20 protein-coding genes and 4 tRNA genes are annotated in these 25,797 nt (G+C 44.8%); 15 read left to right on the forward strand and 9 right to left on the reverse strand.

Going from position 1 to position 25,797, the window contains the following annotated elements:
• The 3 genes from rnm to rluB all read left to right on the forward strand — a co-directional run.
• On the forward strand, positions 1–760 hold a 760-nt coding region (rnm, locus tag IQO02_RS11595), incomplete at its 5' end, for an RNase RNM (RefSeq protein WP_228006042.1).
• 55 nt (positions 761–815) lie between these two features.
• Positions 816–1,436: an L-threonylcarbamoyladenylate synthase gene (locus tag IQO02_RS11600; RefSeq protein ID WP_009848751.1), complete on the forward strand. Its 621-nt coding sequence runs from the start codon at positions 816–818 to the stop codon at positions 1,434–1,436.
• Between the two features lie 160 nt (positions 1,437–1,596).
• On the forward strand, positions 1,597–2,631 hold the full coding sequence (gene rluB / locus IQO02_RS11605) for a 23S rRNA pseudouridine(2605) synthase RluB (protein ID WP_016768368.1): 1,035 nt from the start codon (positions 1,597–1,599) through the stop codon (positions 2,629–2,631).
• A gap of 229 nt (positions 2,632–2,860) precedes the next feature.
• Here the strand turns inward: rluB and IQO02_RS11610 are convergent, their stop codons facing one another.
• From IQO02_RS11610 to yeiP, 3 genes are all read right to left on the reverse strand, one after another.
• The gene (locus tag IQO02_RS11610; protein ID WP_010438051.1) at positions 2,861–3,343 is read right to left on the reverse strand and encodes an RNA methyltransferase; all 483 of its coding nucleotides are present in this window, start codon (positions 3,341–3,343) and stop codon (positions 2,861–2,863) included.
• Positions 3,344–3,490: 147 nt separating this feature from the next.
• Positions 3,491–3,820 (reverse strand): HI1450 family dsDNA-mimic protein, encoded by a 330-nt coding sequence (locus IQO02_RS11615; protein ID WP_004741258.1) that lies wholly within the window; start codon positions 3,818–3,820, stop codon positions 3,491–3,493.
• 10 nt (positions 3,821–3,830) lie between these two features.
• Positions 3,831–4,400, reverse strand: coding sequence for an elongation factor P-like protein YeiP (gene yeiP, locus IQO02_RS11620; RefSeq protein ID WP_010438058.1), 570 nt, complete (start codon positions 4,398–4,400; stop codon positions 3,831–3,833).
• A gap of 137 nt (positions 4,401–4,537) precedes the next feature.
• Between yeiP and IQO02_RS11625 the strand changes: the two genes are divergently transcribed.
• Entirely contained in the window at positions 4,538–5,305 is a 768-nt protein-coding gene (locus IQO02_RS11625; RefSeq protein ID WP_016768367.1) for a hypothetical protein, read from the forward strand.
• A 103-nt stretch (positions 5,306–5,408) separates the two neighbouring features.
• On the opposite strand, the gene IQO02_RS11630 is transcribed toward IQO02_RS11625, so the two are convergent.
• Positions 5,409–7,772, reverse strand: coding sequence for a DNA polymerase II (locus IQO02_RS11630; protein ID WP_016789267.1), 2,364 nt, complete (start codon positions 7,770–7,772; stop codon positions 5,409–5,411).
• Between the two features lie 426 nt (positions 7,773–8,198).
• Here IQO02_RS11630 and uvrY point away from each other — a divergent pair, with 426 nt between their 5' ends.
• The 10 genes from uvrY to nspC all read left to right on the forward strand — a co-directional run bounded on the left by uvrY (position 8,199) and on the right by nspC (position 18,469).
• Entirely contained in the window at positions 8,199–8,843 is a 645-nt protein-coding gene (uvrY, locus tag IQO02_RS11635; protein WP_010438064.1) for a UvrY/SirA/GacA family response regulator transcription factor, read from the forward strand.
• Between the two features lie 15 nt (positions 8,844–8,858).
• Positions 8,859–10,691: an excinuclease ABC subunit UvrC gene (gene uvrC / locus IQO02_RS11640; RefSeq protein ID WP_010438066.1), complete on the forward strand. Its 1,833-nt coding sequence runs from the start codon at positions 8,859–8,861 to the stop codon at positions 10,689–10,691.
• Between the two features lie 46 nt (positions 10,692–10,737).
• The gene (gene pgsA / locus IQO02_RS11645; RefSeq protein ID WP_010438068.1) at positions 10,738–11,295 is read left to right on the forward strand and encodes a CDP-diacylglycerol--glycerol-3-phosphate 3-phosphatidyltransferase; all 558 of its coding nucleotides are present in this window, start codon (positions 10,738–10,740) and stop codon (positions 11,293–11,295) included.
• 266 nt (positions 11,296–11,561) lie between these two features.
• Positions 11,562–11,635, forward strand: a tRNA-Cys gene (locus tag IQO02_RS11650).
• 37 nt (positions 11,636–11,672) lie between these two features.
• Positions 11,673–11,748 (forward strand) — tRNA-Gly (locus tag IQO02_RS11655).
• A gap of 80 nt (positions 11,749–11,828) precedes the next feature.
• Positions 11,829–11,915, forward strand: a tRNA-Leu gene (locus tag IQO02_RS11660).
• A gap of 36 nt (positions 11,916–11,951) precedes the next feature.
• A tRNA-Gly gene (locus IQO02_RS11665) sits at positions 11,952–12,027 on the forward strand.
• A gap of 887 nt (positions 12,028–12,914) precedes the next feature.
• Positions 12,915–15,866 carry a pyridoxal phosphate-dependent class III aminotransferase gene (locus IQO02_RS11670; RefSeq protein WP_193838545.1) on the forward strand — a complete coding sequence of 984 codons (2,952 nt, stop codon included), beginning with the start codon at positions 12,915–12,917 and terminating at the stop codon, positions 15,864–15,866.
• Between the two features lie 8 nt (positions 15,867–15,874).
• Positions 15,875–17,125: a carboxynorspermidine synthase gene (locus IQO02_RS11675; RefSeq protein WP_004733354.1), complete on the forward strand. Its 1,251-nt coding sequence runs from the start codon at positions 15,875–15,877 to the stop codon at positions 17,123–17,125.
• 210 nt (positions 17,126–17,335) lie between these two features.
• Entirely contained in the window at positions 17,336–18,469 is a 1,134-nt protein-coding gene (nspC, locus tag IQO02_RS11680) for a carboxynorspermidine decarboxylase (protein WP_010438084.1), read from the forward strand.
• 103 nt (positions 18,470–18,572) lie between these two features.
• On the opposite strand, the gene IQO02_RS11685 is transcribed toward nspC, so the two are convergent.
• Complete coding sequence (locus tag IQO02_RS11685; RefSeq protein WP_010438087.1) at positions 18,573–19,085, reverse strand: glycine cleavage system protein R; 513 nt, start codon at positions 19,083–19,085, stop codon at positions 18,573–18,575.
• Between the two features lie 274 nt (positions 19,086–19,359).
• Positions 19,360–20,268: a DUF3943 domain-containing protein gene (locus IQO02_RS11690; RefSeq protein WP_010438089.1), complete on the reverse strand. Its 909-nt coding sequence runs from the start codon at positions 20,266–20,268 to the stop codon at positions 19,360–19,362.
• 210 nt (positions 20,269–20,478) lie between these two features.
• On the opposite strand from IQO02_RS11690, the gene IQO02_RS11695 reads away from it, so the two are divergent.
• Positions 20,479–21,717, forward strand: a complete 1,239-nt coding sequence (locus IQO02_RS11695) for a CinA family nicotinamide mononucleotide deamidase-related protein (protein ID WP_016789264.1) — start codon at positions 20,479–20,481, stop codon at positions 21,715–21,717.
• 161 nt (positions 21,718–21,878) lie between these two features.
• Here IQO02_RS11695 and IQO02_RS11700 read toward each other — a convergent pair whose 3' ends face one another.
• From IQO02_RS11700 to IQO02_RS11710, 3 genes are read right to left on the reverse strand one after another with little or no spacing between them, the layout of a single operon-like run.
• Entirely contained in the window at positions 21,879–22,724 is an 846-nt protein-coding gene (locus IQO02_RS11700) for a dimethyl sulfoxide reductase anchor subunit family protein (protein ID WP_016769296.1), read from the reverse strand.
• 1 nt (position 22,725) lies between these two features.
• Positions 22,726–23,346 (reverse strand): DMSO/selenate family reductase complex B subunit, encoded by a 621-nt coding sequence (locus IQO02_RS11705; protein WP_016789263.1) that lies wholly within the window; start codon positions 23,344–23,346, stop codon positions 22,726–22,728.
• Positions 23,347–23,357: 11 nt separating this feature from the next.
• Complete coding sequence (locus tag IQO02_RS11710; RefSeq protein ID WP_102282742.1) at positions 23,358–25,796, reverse strand: DmsA/YnfE/YnfF family dimethyl sulfoxide reductase; 2,439 nt, start codon at positions 25,794–25,796, stop codon at positions 23,358–23,360.
• Position 25,797: the final 1 nt, after the last annotated feature.

Genomic DNA, 25,797 nt, shown 5'->3' on the forward strand with positions numbered 1-25,797 from the left:
TCATGATACGACTGATGGGCTTGCAGAAGCACGCAGCTATATTGCTGATAACAATCTTCCTATTCAGTTGATTAACGGCATCGAGATCTCAACCGTTTGGCAAAACAAAGATATCCATATTGTTGGGTTAAACGTCGATCCTGAATCACCAGAATTGAAAGCGTTAATTGAACAACAGAAGCAACACCGTGTCGGACGTGCAGAGATGATTGCTCAGCGCCTTGAGAAAGCGACCCGAGAAGGGGTTCTCGATGAGGTTAAGTTGATTGCTGGTGATGCGCCGATTACTCGCGCTCACTTTGCTAAGTGGCTAGTTGATAACGGTTATGCGAAAACCATGCAGCAGGTATTTAAAAAGTTTCTAACTCGCAATAACCCAGGCTACGTGCCGCCAACTTGGTGCTCTATGAGCGATGCTGTCACGGCAATTCATGCAGCCGGCGGACAGGCTGTATTAGCACACCCTGCGCGATATGGCCTTACAGCAAAGTGGGTTAAGCGTTTGTTAGCCGCATTTGTTGAAGCAAAAGGTGACGCTATGGAAGTGGCTCAACCTCAACAAGCACAACAAGAAAGACGCACACTTGCGGATTATGCTATACAATACAAACTATTAGCCTCCCAAGGCAGCGACTTCCATTATCCATCCCCGTGGATGGAACTTGGACGTAATCTCTGGCTACCTTCTGGGGTCGAAGAAGTATGGAAAGATTGGGAGTTTCAAACGGTTCCACCATCTGATACCGATGACAGTATTTAGGTGAACCAGCTCCTTCTGATGATAGAGTCGAGAGATTCGATAACGAGGATCAACAATGAGCCAGTTTTTTTATGTACATCCAGATAACCCACAAGCACGCTTAATTACCCAGGCGGTTGCGATTATTCGCAATGGCGGTGTGGTGGTTTATCCAACAGATTCCGGCTATGCGCTGGGCTGTCAGCTTGAAAATAAACAAGCACTTGAACGTATCTGTAAGATCCGTCGAATCGATGACAAACACAATTTCACGTTGTTATGCCGTGATCTTTCTGAATTGTCTCTGTACGCACGAGTAGATAACGTCGCATTCCGCCTGCTTAAGGCGCATACGCCCGGTGCTTACACGTTTATTTTTAAAGCAACCAAAGAAGTGCCAAAGCGTCTGATGAACGCCAAGCGTAAAACGATTGGGATTCGTGTCCCAGACAACAAGATTGCACTCGACTTGTTGGAAGCGATGGGCGAGCCATTGATGTCGACGTCACTGATTCTTCCGGGGAACGAGACAACTGAATCGGACCCTGAAGAAATTCGTGACAGCCTAGAGCATGCGGTTGATGTCATTTTGAATGGCGGTTACTTAGGTGAGCAACCAACCACAGTTATTGACTTCAGCGACGATGACGCCGTTGTTTTACGTCGTGGTGCCGGCGATCCAGCACCGTTTGAATAATAGCGTTACTGATTAACAGTCTGTAACGAAACAGCAAACTTGCTTGAGTAAATAACAAGTGCTTTTTGGCAGGTTATTTGCGATAATACGCGACCGCGATTTGGTCGCGAAAAAATTCATTCGACGTCTGTGAAGACGACAATTAGGTAGAAAAGAGTAAATGAGCGAAAAATTACAGAAGGTTTTAGCGCGAGCTGGTCACGGTTCTCGTCGTGAACTAGAAGGTTTAATCAAATCTGGTCGTGTAAGTGTTAACGGTCAAGTTGCGAAACTGGGCGAGCGTCTTGAAGACGAGAACTCAGTGATTCGTATCGATGGTCACACTATTACTGGTAAAGCTTCTGAAGAAGTAGTTTGTCGTGTGCTGGCTTACTACAAGCCAGAAGGTGAGCTGTGTACTCGTCACGATCCTGAAGGTCGCCGTACTGTTTTCGATCGTCTACCTAAGATCCGTGGTTCTCGTTGGATTTCAGTTGGTCGTCTTGATGCAAACACATCGGGTCTTTTGCTTTTCACTACTGATGGTGAACTTGCAAACCGCCTAATGCACCCAAGCCGTCAGGTTGAACGTGAATACCTAGTACGTGTATTTGGTGAAGTGAACGAGCAGAAGGTTAAGAACCTTGTGCGCGGCGTTGAACTAGAAGATGGCATGGCTCGTTTCGAAGATGTGGTTTACGCTGGTGGTGAAGGTATGAACCATACTTTCTACGTAGCGATTAACGAAGGTCGTAACCGCGAGGTTCGTCGTCTTTGGGAATCACAAGAAACGACAGTAAGCCGTCTAAAACGTGTACGTTACGGTGATATCTACCTTGATAAGAAACTGCCTCGCGGCGGTTGGAAAGAGCTAGACCTTGAAGAAGTTAACTACCTACGTCAGTTGGTTGAGCTAAATCCAGAGAAAGAAACATTGTTGGATCTTGATCCTTCAAATACTTCTCGTAAGCGTGAGCGTTCTCGTAGCCAAAAAATTCGTCGTGCTGTTAAGCGTCACGAAGAGCGTGCAAATGCACCAAAAGGCCGTAGTAACCAGACTAAGCGTAAGAAGCCTGCAACTCGCGGTACTACAACTCCAGAATCAGGTCGTAGCACTCCAACAGCAAGCAAAGGCAAGCCTCAGACTAACAAGAGCAAGCCTAAATTGAACAATGGACGTCCGGCTAAACCAGCTAAGCCAAGAACACGTCAGTAATTACGCAAGTAGTTACTTCAGTTTTTAAGCTTAAAGCTTTATTAGTTGAAAATACTGAATACTAAAAAACCTGCTCATTGAGCAGGTTTTTTTACGTCTAGAAGAAATAAAAGATGCGGGATGCGAGTAATCGAGTAGAGAAAAGCGCAGAAGTAATCGACAGCAATTGTGCTTTGCGCCTTGCGCTTTTCTTGCGTGAAGCTACAAATCTCTTCGTATCTCGTTCTATTTACTTGTGATTCGAGAAGTTATCGCCTTTCGCCAATCGGTCGTAGAGCACAACATTCACAGAGGCCGCTAGATTCATGCAGCCGTTAGTTGGAACGTAAATCGTGTCACGACAGAAATCGGTGATCTCTTTCTTTAGCGTGCCGTCTTCTGGACCAAAAATGTAAAACGCGCGTGGTGGGTGCTTGTAATCAGGCAGAGGCTTAGCACCTTCAATCAGATCAACAGCAACAGGCACGCAGCCTACTGGAATAATATCTTTTAGCTCTTCAACACCAATTAAAGGCAACGCTAGGTGCTTTTCTTTGGTATCTGTGTGGAATTTTCGCGCATGGTCGTAACGTGTGCCGGTGTAAAACACAGAGTTGGCGCCGTAGCAGCCAGCCGCTCGCATAACTGAGCCTACGTTTTCAGGTGTCTTTGGGTTAACTAGGCCAATGCAGGCGTAGCCTTTTGATTGTGTGTCTGTTTTTGCTTTGGTCATAATCAGTGAATCTAAAGTTGATGATGAAAGTGAGTAATCACGATGGGAGATAGCGTGATAAAAATAGCCGAGCAATCGGCTCGGCTAACTTTTAACTCGCTTACATGAATACTTGTTTACTCATGCAGATGAGCGTCGACAGTGGTATTAGTCGCGTTTCCACAGCATGTGACAGAACTTATGTTCTGGGTCTCGGCTGATTAGCATGCGAGCAAATACATCGTCTAGAACGTCATCAGCTTCATTCACAAGACCAATGCGCACTTCAGCGTAGATTTCTTTGTCGACTTCAAAGCCAACATGTTCAACCCAATCATCGCCAGTTTCAACAAGTTCTGCAGCGCCACGATCTTCAAACTGCGCTGTGAATAGAATCACGTCTGCAGGTTCAAGATTGTCAGGTGCCATCTCTAGAAAGATGTCATATGCAGTATCAATTGCATCGTCGTAAGACATAAGGTCGTTAGCTTCGGTCATAATAAGTATCTTAGCTTGCGCGGTTCATGTATTTACGTTCAGCGGTGTTCACTACAACTTTGTCGCCAGTCGCGATGTATTCAGGAACTTGAACAGTAAGGCCGGTAGATAAACGAGCTGGTTTAGTACGAGCTGAAGCAGACGCGCCTTTGATTGAAGGGTCAGTTTCTTCGATTACTAGTTCAACTGAAGAAGGAAGCTCAAGAGTAGCTGCGTTACCATCGATAAGAATAGCGTACATACCTTGCGTTTCTTCATTGATGAACAGCAGTTCGTCTTCGATCATTTCACCGTTGAAGATGAATTGTGTGTAATCTTCGTTATCCATGAAGATGTACTCGTTGCCATCAACGTAAGAGAACATCACTGCACGCTTAGTCACGTCGATAGTTTCAACGATTTCGTCAGCCTTGTGACGAACTTCTGTTTTAACGCCAGTTGCTACATCGTGACCTCGGAAGCGGTAAATCTTTTGACCACCACGGCCACCTGGTGTTGTTACTTCGATATCTTTTACGAGTATTGTTTTACCATCAACATTGATCGCAAAACCTTTTTTAATCTCACTTGCTCTAGGCATTTTGTGTTTGTCCTTATTGGGTCTATCCGGTGATTATATCTCGTAGACGCTATAAATAGGAATAGCTTGAATCATAAAGTCACCTAAGCGATCATAGAGAGACAGTTAAATCATTATTTTATTTACCGAAACGACCTATGCAGCTACCTGTTATTGACCCAACACAGCCTTTTCAACCTGAATTCCAACCTGTGGTTAACGATCTGATTACCTTTCTAAAAGGTGGGTTAGGTTCTAATCTACACAGTGTCTATATTTATGGCAGTGTAGCGCGTAAGCAAGCCGTCGTCGGTCGGTCGAACCTTGATGTTGTTGTGGTTACTCATCGTCCTTTCCCAGACCAACGAACCACGTTGTTAAACACCATTAAGTGGCGTTTTCAAAAGAGCTTCCCTCAGGTCACACAAGTGGCGATCAAAACCACCTTGGTGAGCGAGATCGTTGATTTCGACAACATATTCACATGGGGCTTTATGCTGAAACATTTAGCTGTGTGCGTGCATGGTGAAGACTTATCGGATTGTTATGGTGATTTTGAAACAAGTTGGGAAATCGCTAAGCACTGGAATATGGATGCGGAAAACTGGTTAGCGGTGTATCGCAATAAGATCGCCCGAGCAACAACGCCAGAACAACAAGTGGCCGCGCAAGTGGTCATTGCTAAAAAGCTACTGCGAGCGAGTTATTCTTTGGTGATGTATCGTGACAAATATTGGTTCGATGACCCAATAGAGTGTGGTCAACAGTTCTTGAAGTATCACCCAGATAAAGACGTCGAAATCCACAGGTTAGGCATTTTACTTTCTGGTAAACCGATTCCTAAACGTTCGGTAATAGGGATTCTTGATGGTTTTGGGGAATGGCTGGTTAAGCAATATCAAAAAACTGAGTTTCGTATCGGATAGAGATTAGTAACCTCCCAATGAATACTAAAAAGCAGAGTGGGCTGAGTAACACAGCACTTCTCTGCTTTTTTGCTTCAATGACCACTTTGGAAGAGGATTCAATCTAGAACAGACCTAGCTGCTGCCCGCTAACTCTTTCAAAATCCAGTCCTATAAACGGCAAAATTGCTTCTGCAACCGGTTTGATTTGTTTGTCGATATAGTGCTGATAATCGATGCCACTTTTTAAATACTCTTTGGGCTCAGGACCACTCATAGTAATCAAATACTCAATACGTCCTTTGTTTTGGTATTGAAGAGGGCGACCAAGCTGAGCATTGATCTCGTCTGCTAATCTTGCTGCGCGAACCTGTGGTGGAATGTTCTTTTGGTATTCGTGTAATTTGCGGCGTAAGCGCTTTTGGTACACCAGTAAATCATCGTGTTTACCAGCAGAGGTTTCATCGACAAATTGTCTGATATAGTCCGTTGGGTCTTGATCGTTAAATACCATTTCATACAAAGTTTGTTGGAATTGCTGCGCGAGAGGTGTCCAATCGGTTCGCGCACTTTCAAGCCCTTTGAAGATGATCTTCTCTTGGTCGCCTTGATTGATCAAGCCTGCATAACGTTTCTTCGACCCTGTCTCAGAGCCTCTAATGGTCGGCATAAGAAACTTGCGATAGTGAGTCTCGTATTCTAATTCGAGTATAGAAGTCAGGTTGTAGGTTTCTTTTAAGTGATTCGTCCACCAATCGTTGATGTAAGCCGCTAATTCATGGCCAATCTCGTCGGCTTGCTGTTGGTCATAACTGCCATTCAGAGACACGAAGGTTGAATCGGTGTCACCGTAGATAACTTGATAGCCTTTGTCTTCAATCAGAACTTTGGTTTGTTTCATGATTTCATGACCACGCATGGTAATGGATGACGCCAGGCGAGTATCGAAGAAGCGACAACCTGAAGACCCCAACACTCCATAAAATGAATTCATGATGATCTTAATTGCTTGAGAAAATGCTTTTTCGTTGTTCTTCTTAGCCACATCACGTGCTGCCCATAGGTTCTCAATCATTTCTGGCAGAAAGTGTTTAGAACGGTGGAACTGACCACCTCTAAAACCTTCGACCGCTTGGTTTTCTCCTGGGCCTAGTTCCAGCTTTAACCCTTCAATCAGCCCCATAGGGTCAATCAAGAAAGAGCGGATGATTGATGGATACAGGCTTTTAAAGTCGAGAACTAAAACTGAGTCGTACAGGTTGGGAATCGAATCCATCACATAACCGCCGGGACTCGCAATCCAGTTCTCCGGCTCTAAGTTAGGCGCGACATACCCCGCTCTGTGTATCTGAGGCATGTACAAATTGGTAAATGCTGCCACTGAGCCACCAACACGATCCAGCTCTACACCGGTTAATCGAGAACGCTCAATCGCGAAGTCGAGTAGGTGAGTGTGTTCAAAGATGCGGTTTACGAGCACACAGTCTTGAAGGTTGTACTTGGCGAGTGAAGGTTTATCGAATTTAAACATCCGATTGATCTCATCCATGCGATCGTGAACGTTATGGATGTCTTTGCCTTCACCAAGTAGCTCTTGGGATACAGATTCAAGAGACCAAGAGCGAAAGTGATAGGTTGCCGTTTTTAGCATATCGATGCCATCTAGGACAACGCGCCCGGGAATGGTAATAAAGCCTTGCTGGTTTTGTGCAGAACTGCGAAAGAAGCTTGGTTGGTTGTCTCTACCAATAGTGAGTTTTACCTCATTCCATTCCGCTCGTTTGTGCAGAAGCCTAAAATCGAAGTCGATGACATTCCAACCAATGATGATGTCAGGATCAAACTCCGAGAACCAAGCTATCATCGCTTCAAGCAGCACTTTTTCGTTGACAACCCATTGGATGTTGGTGTCTGCTTCTTGTGGTTCGCCGACCATGATGACTCGGCTGTCCATCGGGCTGTCTAAGCCAATGGAATAAAGCACGCCTTTTTCTGAGCATTCAATATCAAGTGACACTACTGACAAGTTAGGTAAGTAATCGCCTGATCTACACTTTGCATTAGAAACTCTACGATGTTTGTTCTTTTGGATGGCAGCCCCAGTAAACTCGATACTTCCTTTGATAAAGCGTTCCATCAAATATCGGTCAGCCAATCGAACATCACTTTCAAAAGTCTGGATTTCGTCGTTGTGAAAGGCTTGCGCTAAACCGAAGCTACTTCTCGATAAAGAGGTATAACACGCGGCCAGAGGCGTTTGCTCAAAAGTGGCCAATTCTAGTAGTTTAAATTGGCAGTCAATAGCTTCTTTAGTCGCAATCGCCTGACATGCTTGCACGTCAGATTGAGCGACAAAGAACACAGGTTTTTCATTTTGAATCGTCAGCAAAGTAGGGCCTTGGGGAGTACTTAGCCATAAATCGATTTGAGTACGCCCTGAAAAGTCTCTTGCTTGTCTTGTGAGTACGAATCCTTGCTGAATATCCAATGTAGTAACCTATTGAAATGGGGAGTCGAATACTACCATTTAGCTATCCTTTACGCACAATAGACGGCAGAAATAGTCACTAAATTCTAGTTAATCGTTGTAAATAACGGGACTCTATAAGCAAATAACCGAAATTGTCGCGAATGGTGATTTAATGTTATTGAAAATATCTTTGTCTTGTGTAATTTTATTGGGTGTTGTCTTAACTAGTTGATTTTAACCAAAAGCTTATTGTTTTAGTTGGCTTATTTATAAATAAGTACTTGCTAAAGTTCGTGTTTCAGCACATATTCAACAGAGCTTTTTTTTACTAATTAAGTTAAGATGTACTTGATGCTGCGATCCACTGTTCCTTTGTTTAATTGTTTCAAACAGATGAAACGACACAGTGGTTGCAGAGCCAATTAATAGTGTGGAGATACAAGTTTGATAAATGTTTTCCTTGTAGATGATCACGAGCTGGTTCGCACAGGGATACGACGTATTATTGAAGACGTCCGTGGAATGAACGTAGCAGGGGAAGCTGAAAGCGGTGAAGATGCTGCAAAATGGTGTCGTACTAACAATACTGACGTTATTTTGATGGATATGAATATGCCTGGTATTGGTGGCTTAGAGGCAACCAAGAAGATCTTGCGTTTCAACCCTGATATTAAAATCATCGTTTTAACTGTTCATACGGAAAATCCGTTTCCAACTAAAGTGATGCAAGCTGGAGCTGCAGGTTACCTTACTAAAGGTGCAGGTCCGGATGAAATGGTAAATGCTATTCGAATGGTCAACAGTGGCCAACGATACATTTCACCAGAAATTGCGCAGCAGATGGCTTTGAGCCAATTCTCGCCTGCGTCTGAAAATCCATTCGCAGACTTATCTGAACGTGAACTTCAAATCATGATGATGATTACCAAAGGTCAGAAAGTGACGGATATTTCGGAACAACTCAATCTAAGTCCTAAAACAGTTAACAGCTACCGCTACCGTTTGTTCAGCAAACTGGATATCAGTGGTGATGTAGAGTTGACGCATTTAGCGATTAGACATGGAATGTTAGACACTGAGACCCTTTAACACTGAGATCGTATAGTGACCAACTTGTTTGACTCAGTCTCATTCCTTAAGACAGTAACAGAGCAGCCTGGCGTTTATCGAATGTATAACGCCGAGGCTGTCGTTATTTACGTCGGTAAAGCTAAGAACCTCAAAAAACGCCTTTCCAGCTATTTCCGTAAAAAAGTAGACAGTGAAAAAACACGTGCTCTAGTCAGTAATATCGACAAAATCGATGTCACTGTGACTCATACGGAAACAGAAGCTCTTATTCTTGAGCACAACTACATCAAGCAGTATTTACCGAAATACAACGTACTTCTGCGTGATGATAAGTCGTACCCTTATATTTTTATTAGTGGCCATAAGCATCCTCGTTTGTCGATGCATCGCGGTGCTAAGAAGAAAAAAGGTGAATACTTTGGTCCTTATCCTGATTCTGGCGCTGTGCGTGAGACGTTACACTTAATACAAAAAATTTTTCCTGCTCGCCAGTGTGAAGATACGGTTTATGCCAACAGAACGCGCCCGTGTTTGATGTATCAAATTGGCCGCTGTGCTGCGCCATGTGTCAGTTCAATTATCTCTGATGAAGAATACAGCGAGCTTATCGACTACGTTCGTCTATTCCTTCAGGGGAAAGACAAGCTCGTCCTTGAAACGCTTATCGACAAAATGGACAAGGCTAGCCAAGAGCTTCGCTTTGAGCAAGCGGCCGCTTTCCGCGACCAAATCCAAGCGATTAGACGGGTGCAAGAGCAACAGTACGTATCTGATGATTCAATGGAAGATATGGACGTTTTGGGCTTTGCTCAAGAGAATGGCGTGGCTTGTATTCATATCTTGATGATCCGTCAAGGTAAGGTATTAGGCAGTAGAAGCCATTTTCCTAAAATTCCCAACAATACGGTGCGAGAAGAAGTTTTTTCGAGCTTTTTAAGTCAATATTATCTCGCACATAACGAAGCGAGAACCATACCAACTCGCCTCATTCTCAACGCCGATTTGATGGAAGATGTCACACCGATTCAAGAAGCTTTGTGTGAAGTTGCGGGTCGGAAGATCCACTTCAATACCAATCCTTTAGGGACTCGAGGTCGTTACCTTAAATTGTCGAATACCAATGCTTTAACGGCAATTACCACCAAGATTAATCATAAGATGACCATCAACCAACGCTTCAAAGAGCTTCAAGAAGTGTTGTCGATGGATGCTATCAAGCGCATGGAATGTTTTGATATCAGTCATACTATGGGTGAAAGTACGATAGCTTCTTGTGTAGTGTTCAATCAGGAAGGCCCCGTTAAACCGGAATACCGCCGCTACAATATTACTGGTATTACTGGAGGCGATGACTACGCCGCGATGGCTCAGGCACTTGAAAAGCGCTATTCAAAGCAACTTGATGTCGACAAGATCCCAGATATCATCTTCATTGATGGTGGTAAGGGCCAACTGAATCGTGCTCATGAGATTATTTCTCAATATTGGGACGATTGGCCGTTTCGACCAAGAATGATGGGTATAGCGAAAGGGGTAACACGTAAACCTGGTTTGGAAACCTTAGTGACCCTTGAAGGTGAAGAGTTCAATTTACCAAGTGATGCGCCAGCACTACACCTTATCCAACATATTCGTGATGAAAGCCATAATCATGCGATTGCAGGGCATAGAGCGAAACGTGGTAAAACGCGAAGAACGAGTGCTTTGGAAGGAATTGAAGGTGTGGGGCCTAAACGTCGTCAAGCTTTGCTGAAATATATGGGTGGCTTACAAGAACTTAAGCGTGCAACTGTCGAAGAAATAGCCAAAGTACCGGGCATTAGTCATTCTTTGGCAGAAAACATTTATCAAGCATTGAAACAATAGTAAAAATCCCGCACCATTAAAGCGCAATTAATAAGAGCCCAATAATATGCGTTTGAATATACCTAACATTTTGTCCTTACTGAGACTATTTTTGATCCCAGTATTCGTTGTCGTTTTTTACCTACCTTATCAATGGGCTCCTTTTGCTGCAGCGATGGTTTTTTGGGTAGCGGGTTTTACAGATTGGCTAGATGGCATGCTAGCTCGTAAACTTGGACAAACTTCTCGTTTCGGCGCATTCATTGATCCTGTAGCCGACAAAGTACTGGTTGCTACGGCTCTTATCTTGATTACTGAGCATTTCCACTCGATTTGGATAACTATTCCAGCAGTGACTATGATAGCTCGTGAAATTATCATTTCGGCACTTCGTGAATGGATGGCTGAAATCGGTAAACGCGCAAGTGTTGCGGTATCTTGGGTTGGAAAAGTAAAAACCGTTTCTCAAATGTTCGCCCTTTGGGTGCTTATCTGGCGCTATGATGATTGGATGGTATGGGTGGGTTACATTGCACTTTATGTGGCAACTGTTCTTACTTACTGGTCAATGGCACAATACTTGATGGCTGCCAAAGACGATTTGTTGGATGAAAAACACCATTGATGAAGAAGCGAGCTGAGGCTCGCTTTTTTGATCTTTAACCTAAGTTTAAGTGATCAATAGTGGATATCTAATGTGATATAGATCTCCTTTGAAGAGCCTGTTCACAGCGTGCTTTGCACATAAAGTCAGCTATTTAGGCTGTTTCGTATGAAATCTATTCAAACGAATTAAAAATACAAAAATAATATTGACTCAATCGTCTGAATCCGTAGAATGCATCCCGTACCCAAGAGGATGGCAATAAGCGATTCGGTTGGAGTTACTAAGGCGCCTTGGCAGAGTGGCTATGCAGCGGATTGCAAATCCGTGGACCTCGGTTCGACTCCGGGAGGCGCCTCCATTCTCTCTTTCTTACTAGAAAGAACATGAATGAAAATGCGATACTAGCTCAGTTGGTAGAGCGCAACCTTGCCAAGGTTGAGGTCATCGGTTCGAACCCGATGTATCGCTCCAAAATTTGTAATGTTGATTGGCGTCAGCATTAAGATGGTGTTTTACTTTTCAGTAATCGGCATCGCAATAAAGAATTGCGTGCCCTGGTGGTGGAATTGGTAGACACAAGGGATTTAAAATCCCTCGGCGTTCGCGCTGTGCCGGTTCAAGTCCGGCCCGGGGCACCATCTATTAAAGTCTACGTCTTAACGGATGTAGCAAATGCGATACTAGCTCAGTTGGTAGAGCGCAACCTTGCCAAGGTTGAGGTCATCGGTTCGAACCCGATGTATCGCTCCAAATTAAAAAGCCCGAACAGAAATGTTCGGGCTTTTTGGTTTCTGGCGTTTAGCTTTACGTTTAAGAACTCTTGTTGTTCGAACTCAAAATTCATACCTATTTCTAACTCTACCTCAAAATTTCGCAATCAAGTTTGTTTAGACAAGTTAGTTTTAAAAAGCGAGATTCTCTATGAACTCGTTCCTCGCTCTAGGGAGTGACGCCCAGACCTCAAAGCCTCTCTAGCAGCTTTAAAGTCACCGTACTAGCATTTGTATATTCTCGTCATCCTCCTCGGGCATGAGGAACCAATGAATCGGGAATCTCTTTCTTAAACGATAGTGTTGACGATATTTACATCAATTCCTCAATCACCGTTGTTATTTATCAAGCTATTATTAAAAACTATTGATCGTTCATTTCACTTTATGTTACTTTCCCGCGCAATCTCGGAATGACCGATGTTCAAAAAGAGCAGCGATCGCTTCTGGGGGATACGCGTAATGACCATTCTTGCTGATTGGGACATTACGTAGGGTAGGTATTGGCTAGTCCTTTAGCTGATAGACGGGATACTTATGGCGCAATTCGTCATGTTAATGGGAAACCCAACATTGAACTCATTTAAAACTACATTGCTAATCAGCTCTGCATTTCCAAAGGGACCAGCTCCTCATAGCTGCCCGATCCTGCAAAAATGCCCAATTCTTCAAAACAGTAGTATTACTGAACCTTGAGCTCGCGCTAACCAATTTTTGCTGTCCTAAGACGGCCTAATTTCGCATTTGTCATTTGACTTATGCGAGCGTACAGCTATATCTCATTTCTAGACAATACGCGTGTTTCACTATGAATTCTCTCTAAATCAATAGAGGGACAGAGTGTAATTGCGTCTGATGGAGGTGAGTATGAACACATTCAAGGGGACTTTTATGACTACAGCCTTTGAAGTCGATATCAACAGTATCGCAAACTCATTTTCAACTATGGTTCCTATCTTAGAAGGAACGCACGATCTAACACCCGACGCTATTTTGCTTGAGCAAGAACAGCATGAATCGGATGTTCGCTCTTACCCAAGACGCTTGCCAATTGCAATTAAAAGAGCATGTGGCGTTTTAGTTGAAGATACTCGTGGCCAACTATTTCTCGATTGCTTAGCCGGTGCAGGTACACTTTCTTTGGGTTACAACCACCCTGAAATTAACCAAGCACTTAAAGACCAACTTGACTCAGGTTTGCCATACCAGACTCTTGATATCACGACTCAAGCGAAAGAGACGTTTATCAAGCGAGTTAAAGCTTTTCTTCCTCAAGACTTTTCAGATAACTCGGTTCTTCAATTCTGTGGTCCATCAGGCGCTGATGCTGTAGAAGCGGCTATCAAGCTAGCGAAGCAAACCACAGGTCGTAACACCATGTTTGCTTTCCGTGGTGCTTACCATGGCATGACAAACGGCACCATGGGCATGATGGGCAACCTCGGCACTAAAGAGCGTCGTAGCGGCTTGATGTCTGATGTGCACTTTATGCCTTTCCCATACAACCTGCGCTGTCCGTTTGGTATTGGTGGTGAAGCAGGTGCTAACGCGAGCATTCGTTACATCGAACGTATGTTGAATGATGATGAATCCGGCATCATGAAACCAGCTGCGATGATCGTTGAGCCTGTACAAGGTGAGGGTGGTGTGATCCCTGCTCCAGCATCTTGGTTACAAGGTCTACGTCGTATCTGTGATGAACACGGCATCTTACTGATCTTTGATGAAATTCAGTGTGGTGTGGGTAAAACGGGTCATCGCTTTGCGTTTGAAGAGTCAGGTATTAATCCTGATATCTTATGTTTGTCTAAAGCGATTGGCGGCGGACTGCCGATGTCGTTGCTTGTATTCGATAAGAGTATCGATACTTGGAAAGCTGGTGAACACACCGGCACATTCCGTGGAAATCAGTTAGCAATGGTGTCTGGCGCTAAGGCGTTGGAAATCATCGAGCGAGATGGTTTAGTCGAGCACGCAAACATCGCAGGCCAATACTTACGTCATGGGCTTGAGAAGATTCAATCGCGTGTGAACTGTATTGCTGAAGTTCGTGGTAAAGGCCTGATGCTTGGCGCTGAGATCAAGCAACCAAACGGCGAACTCAACAAATTTGGCGAGCCGCAATCAGACGGCCAATTAACCCTAGCTATTCAACGAGCAGCATTAGAGCGCGGCTTGATGGTTGAAAAGGGTGGTCGTGATGGTTCGGTAATTCGTTTCCTTCCACCTATGATTATCTCTTTTGAGCAGATCGACTTTGCATTGCGCGTCATGGAAGAAGCGATCATCGCAGCGGGTGGTGGTTTACGACAAGACCAAACACAAAGCGAAGAATCAAATCAGGAATGGAACAAGCATTTCATCCAGACGGGTTTAGGCGGTAGCGACGAATTTGCTAGCGTGATGAACCAAACTACTCAAGCGATGAAAGCCGTTTTTGAACAGGTTGAAAGCCCTTATTCGGGTTTAGATCCAAAAGTGCTAGAAGCCGCCATCAATGCTGTCGATCTCGATAACAACCAATACGCTTTGGTTGATGTTGTAGATAGCACTGCAGACCTTGTCGCTGCAAACTCTATCTTTGTGCAACACCCAGACTGTATTGCACACCTTCACACTCCACCTCTTATGGCTTCGGTAGCCGCTGAATCGATTATCGCGGCGTTGAATCAATCGATGGATTCATGGGACCAAGCATCGGCTGCGACTTATGTTGAGCAGCGCGTCGTGGATTGGATGTGTGACAAATACCAACTTGGTGCACAAGCTGACGGTGTTTTCACCAGCGGCGGTACGCAAAGTAACTTAATGGGCTTGTTGCTAGCAAGAGACTGGGTTGCCGATAAGCACAATGGTCATTCTATCCAAAAGCTTGGCTTGCCAGAATACGCGAGCAAACTGCGTATCCTATGTTCAAAGAAATCTCACTTCACGGTTCAAAAATCCGCATCATTAATGGGATTAGGTGAAGCTGCAGTGTGTTGTGTCGATACTAATGCAAACGGCACCATCAAAGCTGACTTGCTAGATGCAGAAGTCAAAGCACTGAAAACACAAGGTCTGATTCCTTTTGCTGTGGTTGGTACGGCGGGTACAACCGACCATGGTGCTATCGATGACCTAGAAGCGATTTCAGACATCGCAAGCCAACAAGATCTTTGGTTCCATGTCGACAGTGCTTACGGTGGCGCGCTTATCTTAAGTAGCCATAAAGCTCGCCTGAAAGGCATCGAAAAAGCGGATTCTGTCAGCGTTGATTTCCACAAGTTGTTCTTCCAAACAATCAGCTGTGGTGCAGTGCTGCTGAAAGACAAAGCGAACTTTAAGTACCTACTGCATCACGCAGATTACTTGAATCGTGAACACGATGAGCTGCCAAATCTAGTCGATAAGTCTATTGCGACGACGAAACGCTTCGATGCATTGAAAGTCTTCATGACGATGCAAAGCGTTGGGCCAAAGCAGTTGGGTGATATGTACGATCATCTTTTAGAGCAGACGCTTCAAGTTGCCGATCTGATTCAGAAGCATGACGATTTTGAACTGCTTGCTGAGCCGTCACTGTCTACTGTGCTGTTCCGTTCGGTGCCTAGCAATGGGCAATCAGTAAACAGCGCTATTGATTTAGATAAACTGAATCAAACGCTAAGACTGGAAGCACTGACTCGTGGCGTTGCAGTACTTGGCGAAACGGTCGTTGATGGTAAAAGCGCGTTGAAATTCACTATCTTGAATCCGTGCTTAACGACATCAGATTTCAAATCTCTAATTAACAAAATTCAAACTTTAGCTATTGAGCTAGCAGAACAACAAGGGTAATTAATACTATGGCTATTCTACAAATTGGTGCAGGCGGCGTTGGTTGGGTTGTTGCACATAAAGCAGCACAAAATAACGAAGTACTGGGTGATATCACAATCGCTTCGCGCACAATCGCGAAATGTGAAAAAATCATCGAATCGATCAAAGGTAAGAACAACCTTAAGGATTCAACTAAGAAACTAGAAGCACGTTCAGTAGACGCTGACGATGTTGATGCGCTTGTTGCTTTGATTAAAGAAGTTAAGCCGGATCTAGTGATCAACGCAGGTCCTCCTTGGGTAAACATGGCGATCATGGAAGCGTGTTACCAATCGAAAGTCTCTTACCTAGATACATCGGTAGCCGTTGACCTATGTTCTGAAGGCCAACAAGTACCACAAGCTTACGATTGGCAATGGGGTTATCGTGAGAAGTTCGCAGAAGCAGGTATCACAGGTATTCTTGGTGCTGGTTTCGATCCGGGCGTGGTATCAATCTTTGCTGCGTACGCGGTTAAGCACTTGTTCGATGAAATTGATTCAATCGACGTAATGGACGTAAATGCTGGCGACCACGGTAAGAAGTTTGCGACAAACTTTGACCCAGAAACCAACATGCTTGAGATCCAAGGCGATTCTTTCTACTGGGAAAATGAAGAGTGGAAACAAGTCCCTTGTCACTCTCGTATGCTTGAATTTGAATTCCCTAACTGTGGTTCTCATAAAGTGTACTCAATGGCGCATGATGAAGTTCGTTCAATGAAAGAGTTCATCCCAGCTAAGCGTATCGAATTCTGGATGGGCTTTGGTGATGCATACTTGAACTACTTCAACTGTATGCGTGATATCGGTCTTCTTAGCCCAGATCCGCTAACACTGCACGATGGCACTGTGGTTCAGCCTCTGCATGTTCTTAAAGCACTACTACCAGACCCAACATCTTTGGCTCCGGGTTACACAGGCTTAACGTGTATCGGTACTTGGGTTCAAGGTAAGAAAGACGGTAAAGAGCGCAGCGTATTCATTTACAATAACGCAGACCACGAAGTGGCTTACGAAGACGTAGAGCACCAAGCGATCTCTTACACAACCGGTGTGCCAGCGATTACGGCTGCACTTCAGTTCTTCCGTGGCGAATGGGCTGATAAAGGCGTGTTCAACATGGAACAGCTAAACCCAGACCCGTTCCTAGCAACCATGCCGGAAATCGGCCTAGATTGGCACGTTCAAGAGCTAGAGCCTACAGCCGGTCTACCTCTGATCCATACTTTGAAGTAATTCTGGCTCTTTGCCCTCGTTGCGTTGTCCATCGTGCTCATTTACATTCGTAAACTCCGCGCGATGTCCTAGCGACAAGGGCAAAGTTCTGCGAATTCGATTCAAAGTCTTCGGAATGACAAGAACGTATAATTACAAGCCGATGCATTAGCGTCGGCTTTGTTCGATTATCATGTGCCTTCGTGAACTCGAGGGCCGCAAGGTATTAACATGCAAAACAACGAACTAAAAACGCCTTATTTCATGATCAACGAAGACAAGTTGATTGCGAATTTAGAGATAGCTAAGCAGCTGAAAGAGATTTCAGGTGTGAAGTTGGTATTGGCACTGAAGTGTTTCTCGACATGGGGTGTGTTTGACATCATCAAACCTTACCTCGATGGCACGACAAGCTCTGGCCCATACGAAGTGAAACTTGGTCACGAAACCTTTGGTGGTGAGACGCATGCTTACAGTGTGGGTTACAGCGAAGATGACGTGAGAGAAGTTGCGGATATTTGCGACAAGATGATTTTCAACTCACAAAGCCAATTCGAAGCTTACCGCCATATTGTTGAAGGTAAAGCGTCGCTGGGTTTACGTCTAAATCCGGGCGTAAGTTACGCAGGACAAGACTTAGCAAATCCGGCGCGTCAATTCTCTCGTTTAGGTGTTCAGGCTGATCACATTAAGCCTGAGATCTTCGACGAGATTAATGGCGCGATGTTCCACATGAACTGCGAGAACAAAGACGTCGATGCATTTATCGGCCTGCTTGATTCAATCTCAGAGCAGTTTGGCGATCACCTAGATAAGTTGGATTGGGTGAGCATGGGCGGAGGTGTGTTCTTCACATGGCCGGGTTATGACATCGAGAAGTTGGGCCTTGCACTAAAAGCCTTTTCTGAAAAGCACGGCGTGCAGATGTACCTTGAACCGGGTGAAGCGATCATTACTAAAACGACGGATCTGGTCGTGACAGTAGTTGATATCGTAGAGAACGTGAAGAAAACGGCAATTGTCGACTCGGCAACCGAAGCGCATCGCCTTGATACGCTTATCTACAATGAACCGGCATCGGTATTGGAAGCTTCAGAAAATGGTAGCCATGACTATGTAATTGGTTCGTGTTCATGTCTTGCGGGCGATCAGTTCTGTGAAGCAAGCTTTGATGAGCCACTTAAGATTGGTCAAAAGCTGCACCTGCTAGACAGCGCGGGTTACACCATGGTGAAACTGAACTGGTTCAATGGCCTAAAAATGCCGTCAATCTACTGCGAGCGTAGCGGTGGCGAAGTTCAAAAGTTGAATGAGTTTGGCTATGAAGACTTTAAACGTTCATTGTCACAATGGTCGGTTAAGTAACCAAACATTGCATTAGAACGATAAAAAGAGCGGCCGATGAGCTGCTCTTTTTTGTTTTTAGATAAATGTTACCAGTGAAAAGATAGAAGTTAAGCGCTATCTGTTAGCTCTCAATCATCACTCGAGTATCTTCACTGAGTGTTTCGAGTTCATTCACTACGTCATCAATCAAAACTTCTATTGGTAGCTTAACGGCGATCTTGGAAGTGAACAAACTTGAGCTAACACCACCGCCGCCAGCGATGAAGACTCGGTGGCAATCCATATCGAGAATGCTGATCCCTTGTCTATCCAATACATGTGTTACTTCGTTGACGATACCTGCTCGGTCGTTCGAGTCGAGTCGTAGGTGATGTATTGTATCTTGTGCGTTATGAGTATGGTCTGAATCAACAAACTGCACGATCAAGTCAGTATTGGCGCTGAAAGCTTCTTTGACAATTGATTCGTTGATGGCTGGAAGTTGAACCTTGAGTACGCCTGCGACTTGGTCTTCAATAAAGTTCACTTTACTGATGAGCCATTTCCCGTCGTTTTCGTGAGTAACCGCAGCAAGTTGTTTGATTGTTGCTGGTGATGCCTTTCCAATAAAGTTTACGATAAATGTACTGTTCATATCAGCCCCCAAAGTCTCAATTAATCGTTACTAATTAAATGTTTGATATCATGCGATAAAGTTCTTTAATTTCAGTGTAGAAGTTTACATCGAACAATGTTTGACCTACGTCAATTTTTGAAACTAAGCTGTGATACAAAAAAAGAGAATGAAGAGTAGGGCACAAAAAAAGCGGCTAGAGAGCCGCTTTTTGAAAGAGTTGTCGCTGTTATTTGTGATTCAGAAGCTTAGCAAGCAACGAGTAAACGGCTTAGCAAGTCACGTGGAGGCTGGTTTAGAACGTGACTTTAAAGTTCATACCAACAAATTGAGAATCGTATGGTGCGCCTGCGTCGTAGGCAAATCGCGCTGCGTCTTGGTTATCCCACCAAGGGTTAGTATTCAGGTTCACTTCTGCGTCACCGCCCCATGCATCACTTACCCAGTAATGGATATGGCCAACAGGGTTTAGGAAGAATAGAGACACATCCCCCATGGTTTGAGAGCCCATCACTTCGCCACCTGAAGCAACGATGTCTTGTTCTGCTTCTAGCATCATTTCACCGACAACGGCACCGAAGAATGGCGTGATGAAGAGATCTTGCCAGGAAGGTACTTCCGCGAATGCTTCTACGCCGTATTCCCAGAAAAATGTCGACATGGTCCAAGAGTATAGGAAAGACTCAAATTCATCGTAACCCGCGTGGCGAGCCGCGGTGTAGTAAACCCCACCGAAATACGGGTGCATCACGTAATTTAAGAAGTGCTCATCACGGTCCCATACTGGGCCATCAGAAACGTTATCTTTCCACTTTTTACCTAGCGAACTGATATCACGTTGGTCATCATCCCACTTAGTGATACTTTCAGGGAGAAGAGTCATTAGACCTACTGTCGCGACACTTAAGCCAAGAATAGTGTAGGTTTGACCCATTAGGTAATCCCAATCTTTCTCCTGGCTCACCAACAAATGTTTTGGTTGTTGGATTGAGAAGTCGTACTCGTCACTTGGTTCGCTCAGTGCGTAATTGGTACTAGGCTTGTAGGTGTACAAGTTGTCATTAAAACAGTAATCTTGAGCACATTCATCCGAGTAAGAAAGGTTGATTGGCTGGTCGAAGTCGTATTGGCTTGCAACCGAGTTAACTGACATTAGCATTGAAAATGCAGCAGTAACCTTTGCTAGTAACGGTGATTTGGCCACAAGGGTCTCCATGAGAAAGTTTGGAATTGATCAGGGTCACAATTATCTATTAAATGCCTGATTTAGGGAACTAATAATTTATCGCTTTTCCTAAGAAAACCTTAGGTTTAACATGATTAATATTAGTGAAAAGGCGAATTGTTCCAAATTCAACCATAGACCAGTTTGTAAATAATGCAGTGTCTTTTTATGACAACAAGGGATAGAAATATGACGAAAATCGCAATGTTAAGCACAGGTGAAGAAGTTCTTCATGGAGACATTGTAGATACAAACGCAGCTTGGATGTCTGCTGAGTTTTATCAGCATGGTTTTGCTCTTGCTAAGCGCTCAACCGTGGGTGATCAAATGAATGCTCTTGTTGAAGAACTGCTGATGCTGAGCTTTAACTATGATGTGGTTATCGTTAATGGTGGCCTAGGGCCGACAACCGATGACATGAGTGCTGCAGCGGCAGCTACTGCTTCCGAGCAGAAACTCGTCATGTTCCCTGAATGGCTTGCTCGTATGGAAGAGATGTTCTCTGGACGTGGTATGCCAATGCCTGACAGTAACCTTAAACAAGCCTTGTTGCCAGCAAGCTCCGAGATTGTCGATAACCCAGTTGGTACTGCGTGTGGTTTCAAACTTAAAATCAACGATGCGACTTTCTATTTCACGCCGGGTGTCCCGAGTGAATTCAAACGCATGGTGACGTTTGAGATTCTTCCTGATTTATCGCGTACATACCCTCAAGTGGTTGCTTCTGAATGCAGCAGGCTGTTTACGTTTGGTTTATCTGAGTCCGGTATCTCTGATGTGTTAGACCAACTGAAGCTTCCTGAAGGCTATGAGCTAGGTTACCGCTCTTACCTGCCATTTATTGAGGTGAAGCTGTTTGGGCCAAAATCTGGTTTAGAAACTCGTGTTAAGTTAATGCAGATGGTTTACAAACTATTAGAAAGTAACGTAGTCAGTGTTGACGAGCCGATGATTGACCATATTGGCCACATCATGGCGGAAAAAAAGAAGACGCTATCTGTGTCTGAAGTGTCGACCAAAGGCGCACTGTCAGCGTGGCTGCAATTGAATGAGCAGGTTGAAGATTGCTTTGGACATTCGTGGGTGATGGCTGAGCCAAAAGAGAGCGAACTTGAAAAGAGCGATCCGTTAGCCGCAACCTTTGCTCTGGCTGGAGCAACAAGAGAGAAATGCGGAACTGAATTGGCTTTGGTGACTGGTAAGCTGGAAGGCAATACATTCAGCGTTGCATTGTCGACTGAAGCAGGCGAATGGGGTCAGGTGCTTGAATTTTATCGCCAGTACTCGCGTGAAGATCAACGCAACGTGATTAAGACCGTTGCCGCCGATATGTTGAGAAGGCATCTAGATAACAAACCGATGTTCGGCACATACTCTTCAGTTAAGCGATTGAAAGACATGTTTATTCCGGCGACTATTATTAAGTAAGCATTTAGGCGAACTCACGGAGCCTGTACTGGAAATGCTAGGAAAAACGAAATAAAAAGGCCCAACATCTAAATAGGTGTTGGGCCTTTAGTTTATCTAGCCTTCTAGATAACCAAACCAGCAGCGATGTTTACACGTAACTCATGTCTGTAAGAACTCGATTACAAACCGCTTGTCATGTGTAGGCTGTAGAACAAACCACGGCCGATTAACTCAGAAGCTAAGAACAGTACCAATGCTAGGCTTAGGTTTACTGGATTCACTTTTGCTTTGTTCAGCATAGGTAGAATCCAAATCAGTAAGCTTGCCATCAGTAATGCAACTTGAAGAATCACATAGCTGCCTAAACCGTCAACCAACTCAGATGCTTTTGCTGCTGAAGTTTGGATGTCACCGATTAGGTTCAGTTTGCCTACTGTCACAAGTAAGCTTATCGCAACAGTAATTACAGCCAACATGGTGATGTTACGGTCAACCGTAAAGTGGCTGTCGTTTGCGAACACAAGAACGAACTGAGATAGCAACAAACCACCCACAACCATCGTCATGATGAAGCTCAGTGGTGTATAGATGTTGTCCCACGTGGGTACGGTGTTGATCATGTATACGTTGATCATCGCATACATGAAGATAACACCCAGTACCATCGCGCCAACCATCAGTGCTTTCTGGATAGCTACGCCACCTTTCTTAACCACAGACAATAGCCATTGCAGGCCACCGACAGCGAAGAATGCCGCACCGAAGAACACTTCGTTAGACAACCAAGCCGAACCGAGCTGATTAAAAGCGTTAAACGCGCGCAGTGGAGAGCCAAGGTGCGTTGTCGAGAACATGAAGCCAAGACCCATTAGTGCCCATAGAATGAACATTGGAACCTTGTAGCTGTTCAGCTTCTCTTCGTCATGACCCAGTACCAGTGCACGTGCGCCAATCAATAAGTAACCACCCACTGCTGTTTGAGCCAGCACCGTAAAGAAGATTAAAGACCACTCATGAAAAATCATCTTAAACCTCCTTCGGGTTTGCTAGGTGACCACTGGTATCGCCAGTAGGCTTCGCGTTTTTGTTCAGTTTAATCACGATGTTTGGCAGCGTTTCATTTGAAGATGGCAGTGGTGCTACATCTGCACCAGAACCGTACTTCTCGCGAAGTGTGTTGATTTCACCAAACTCCAATGCACGAAGTGGGCAAGACTCAACACAGATAGGTTGCTTGCCTTCAGAAACACGTTGGTAACAACCATCGCATTTGGTCATGTGACCTTTCTTCGCATTGTATTGCGGTGCGCCGTAAGGGCATGCATTACTGCAGTGCTGACAACCAATACAAACACTCTCATCAACCACAACCAAACCGTCTTCATCACGCTTGTGCATCGCGCCCGAAGGGCATACTTTCACACACGCAGGGTTAGTACAGTGGTTACAAGCGATAGATAGGTAGTAAGAAAAGACATCTTTCTGAACCCAGGTATCGCCATCTTGAGTGAAGCCACCACCTGCGTATTCGTACACGCGACGGTAGTTCGTTTTGATGTCTAGATCGTTATAATCTTTACAAGCAAGCTGACAGGTTTTACAACCCGTGCATTTACTTGAATCAATGTAAAAGCCGTATTGTTTCATTCCAACCTACCTTATGCTTTCTTTAGCGCTTTGATTTGAACTAGGTTTGTATGCTGAGGGTTACCCTTAGCAAGTGGGCTCGGGCGCTGAGTAGTCAGCACGTTGATAGAGCCTGCATGGTCGATCTTCTGACCATCCGGTGCGTACCATGCACCTTCGCCTAGTGCGACAACTCGAGGAAGAATCCTTGGTGTCACTTTCGCTGGAATGTGTACTTCGCCACGGTCGTTGAAAATACTCACCATGTCGCCGTTTTCGATACCACGCTCTTTTGCATCGATTGGGTTGATCCATAACTCTTGCGGTGCTGCTGCTTTGATTTCTGCAACGTTGCCGTAAGTCGAGTGAGTACGAGCCTTGTAGTGGAAACCGGTTAGCTGAAGTGGGTACTTCTCTGCTAGTGGATCGTTATGACCTTCAAACGAATCCGCGTAAATCGGAAGTGGGTGAATCACTTCGTCTTCTTTCAGCTTCCAAGTCTTTGCGATATCAGCCAGTTGCTCTGAGTAGATCTCAATTTTGCCACTTGGTGTGGTCAGTGGGTTCGCTTCAGGATCTTTACGGAAATCTTCGTAAGCGATGTAGTGGTGGTCGTAGCTACGTTTGTAGATACCCAGCTCTTTCATCTCTTCGAAGGTTGGCAGTGTTGGATCGTTCTTACGAGTTTCTGCGTAGAGGTGCTCAATCCATTGCTCTTGAGTACGGCCTTCTGTGAACTCTTTTTCTACGCCCATGCGTTTAGCAAGTTGCGTACACATCTCGTAGATAGATTTTGCTTCGAACTGAGGCTCAATCGCTTTCTGTGCGTAGATGAAGTAAGGCATATTCGATGCTTTACCATCCATACACCAGTCGTCTTGCTCTGATGTCGTTAAGTCAGGCAGGATGATGTCGGCGTATTTCGCAGAAGAAGTCATATGGTTATCAACTACAACGATCATTTCACAAGCACTTTCATCTTGAAGAATCGCGTGTGTCTTGTTGATGTCTGAGTGTTGGTTGATGATGCAGTTACCTGCGTAGTTCCAGATCATCTTGATTGGGTTCTTAAGGCGCTCAGCACCGCGAACACCATCAGTGATGTCTGTCATCTCGTGGTGACGGTGAATTGCGTCAGTCCACATGAACATTGAAATTGACGTTTCAACTGGGTTTGGCACAGTAGGGAAGCGAACAAACGGAATGTTGATGTCACTTTCACGAGCGCCTGTTGAACCGCCTGATACACCCACAGAACCGGTGAGTAGCGATAGCATCGCGATTGCACGACAAGCTAGTTCACCGTTCGCAGTACGTTGCAGGCCCCAACCTTGGTGGATGGCACATGGTTTCGCTGTGCCCATTTCACGGCCTAGTTTAACGATAGTATCAACCGGAATGCCTGTGATTTTAGAAGCCCACTCTGGTGTCTTCTCTACGCCATCTTCACCTAAACCTAAGATATAAGATTTGTAGTCACTGTTTTTAGGTGCTGATACAGGAAGGGTCTTCTCATCATAACCGACACAGTATATGTCTAGGAACGGTTGGTCTACGAGGTCTTCAGTGATCATCACGTGTGCAAGACCGGCTACCAATGCAGCATCCGTAGAAGGACGAATTGGGATCCACTGATCTTCACGGCCACCGGCAGTATCGGTGTAGCGTGGATCGATGATGATCGTTCTTGCGTTTGATTTGTTTTTGCTTTCTACGTAGTGGTGGATCAGACCGCCGCCAGACATGCGAGTCTCAGCAGGATTGTTACCAAATTGGATGTTAAGCTTAGTGTTCTCTAAGTCAGAGAAAGAGTTGTTGTTTGCCCAACCACCGTAGGTGTAGCTCAAGCCTTTCGCGATTTGCGCTGTTGAGTAGTCACCGTAATGGTTTAGGTAACCACCACTTAGGTTCATTAGACGCGCAATCAGCGTTTGTGCTGGTGGCCAAGACTTAGTTACCGTACCACCAAGCGTACCTGTGCCGTAGTTTAGGTAGATAGTGTCGTTACCGTAATCTTTGATAAGGCGTTGCATAGTGCCAGCGACTTCATCAAAAGCCTCTTCCCAGCTAATACGCTTAAACTTACCTTCACCACGTTTACCCACACGTTTCATTGGGTATTTCAGGCGATCTGGGTTGTAAACACGGCGGCGCATAGAGCGACCACGTAGACATGCACGCACTTGGTGATGACCGTATTCGTCAGTACCCGTGTTATCTGTTTCTACGTATTTGATTTCACCGTTTTGTACATGCATACGTAGTGGACAGCGAGAGCCGCAGTTTACTGTACATGCACTCCATACGATTTTCTCATCCACATTCTCAGCAACCGCAGCCGCTACTGGTTTGGATTTGAAAGGTAAAGCGATACCGCCCGCAAGTGCGGCTGCACTACCTACTGCAGAAGAAGCTTTCATGAAGCCTCTTCGAGTAAGGTTCATTACCCCAGATTCTTTCTTATTCGTCATT

The sequence above is a fragment of the Vibrio sp. OPT24 genome, from assembly GCF_015163545.1.
Classification (GTDB): domain Bacteria; phylum Pseudomonadota; class Gammaproteobacteria; order Enterobacterales; family Vibrionaceae; genus Vibrio; species Vibrio cyclitrophicus.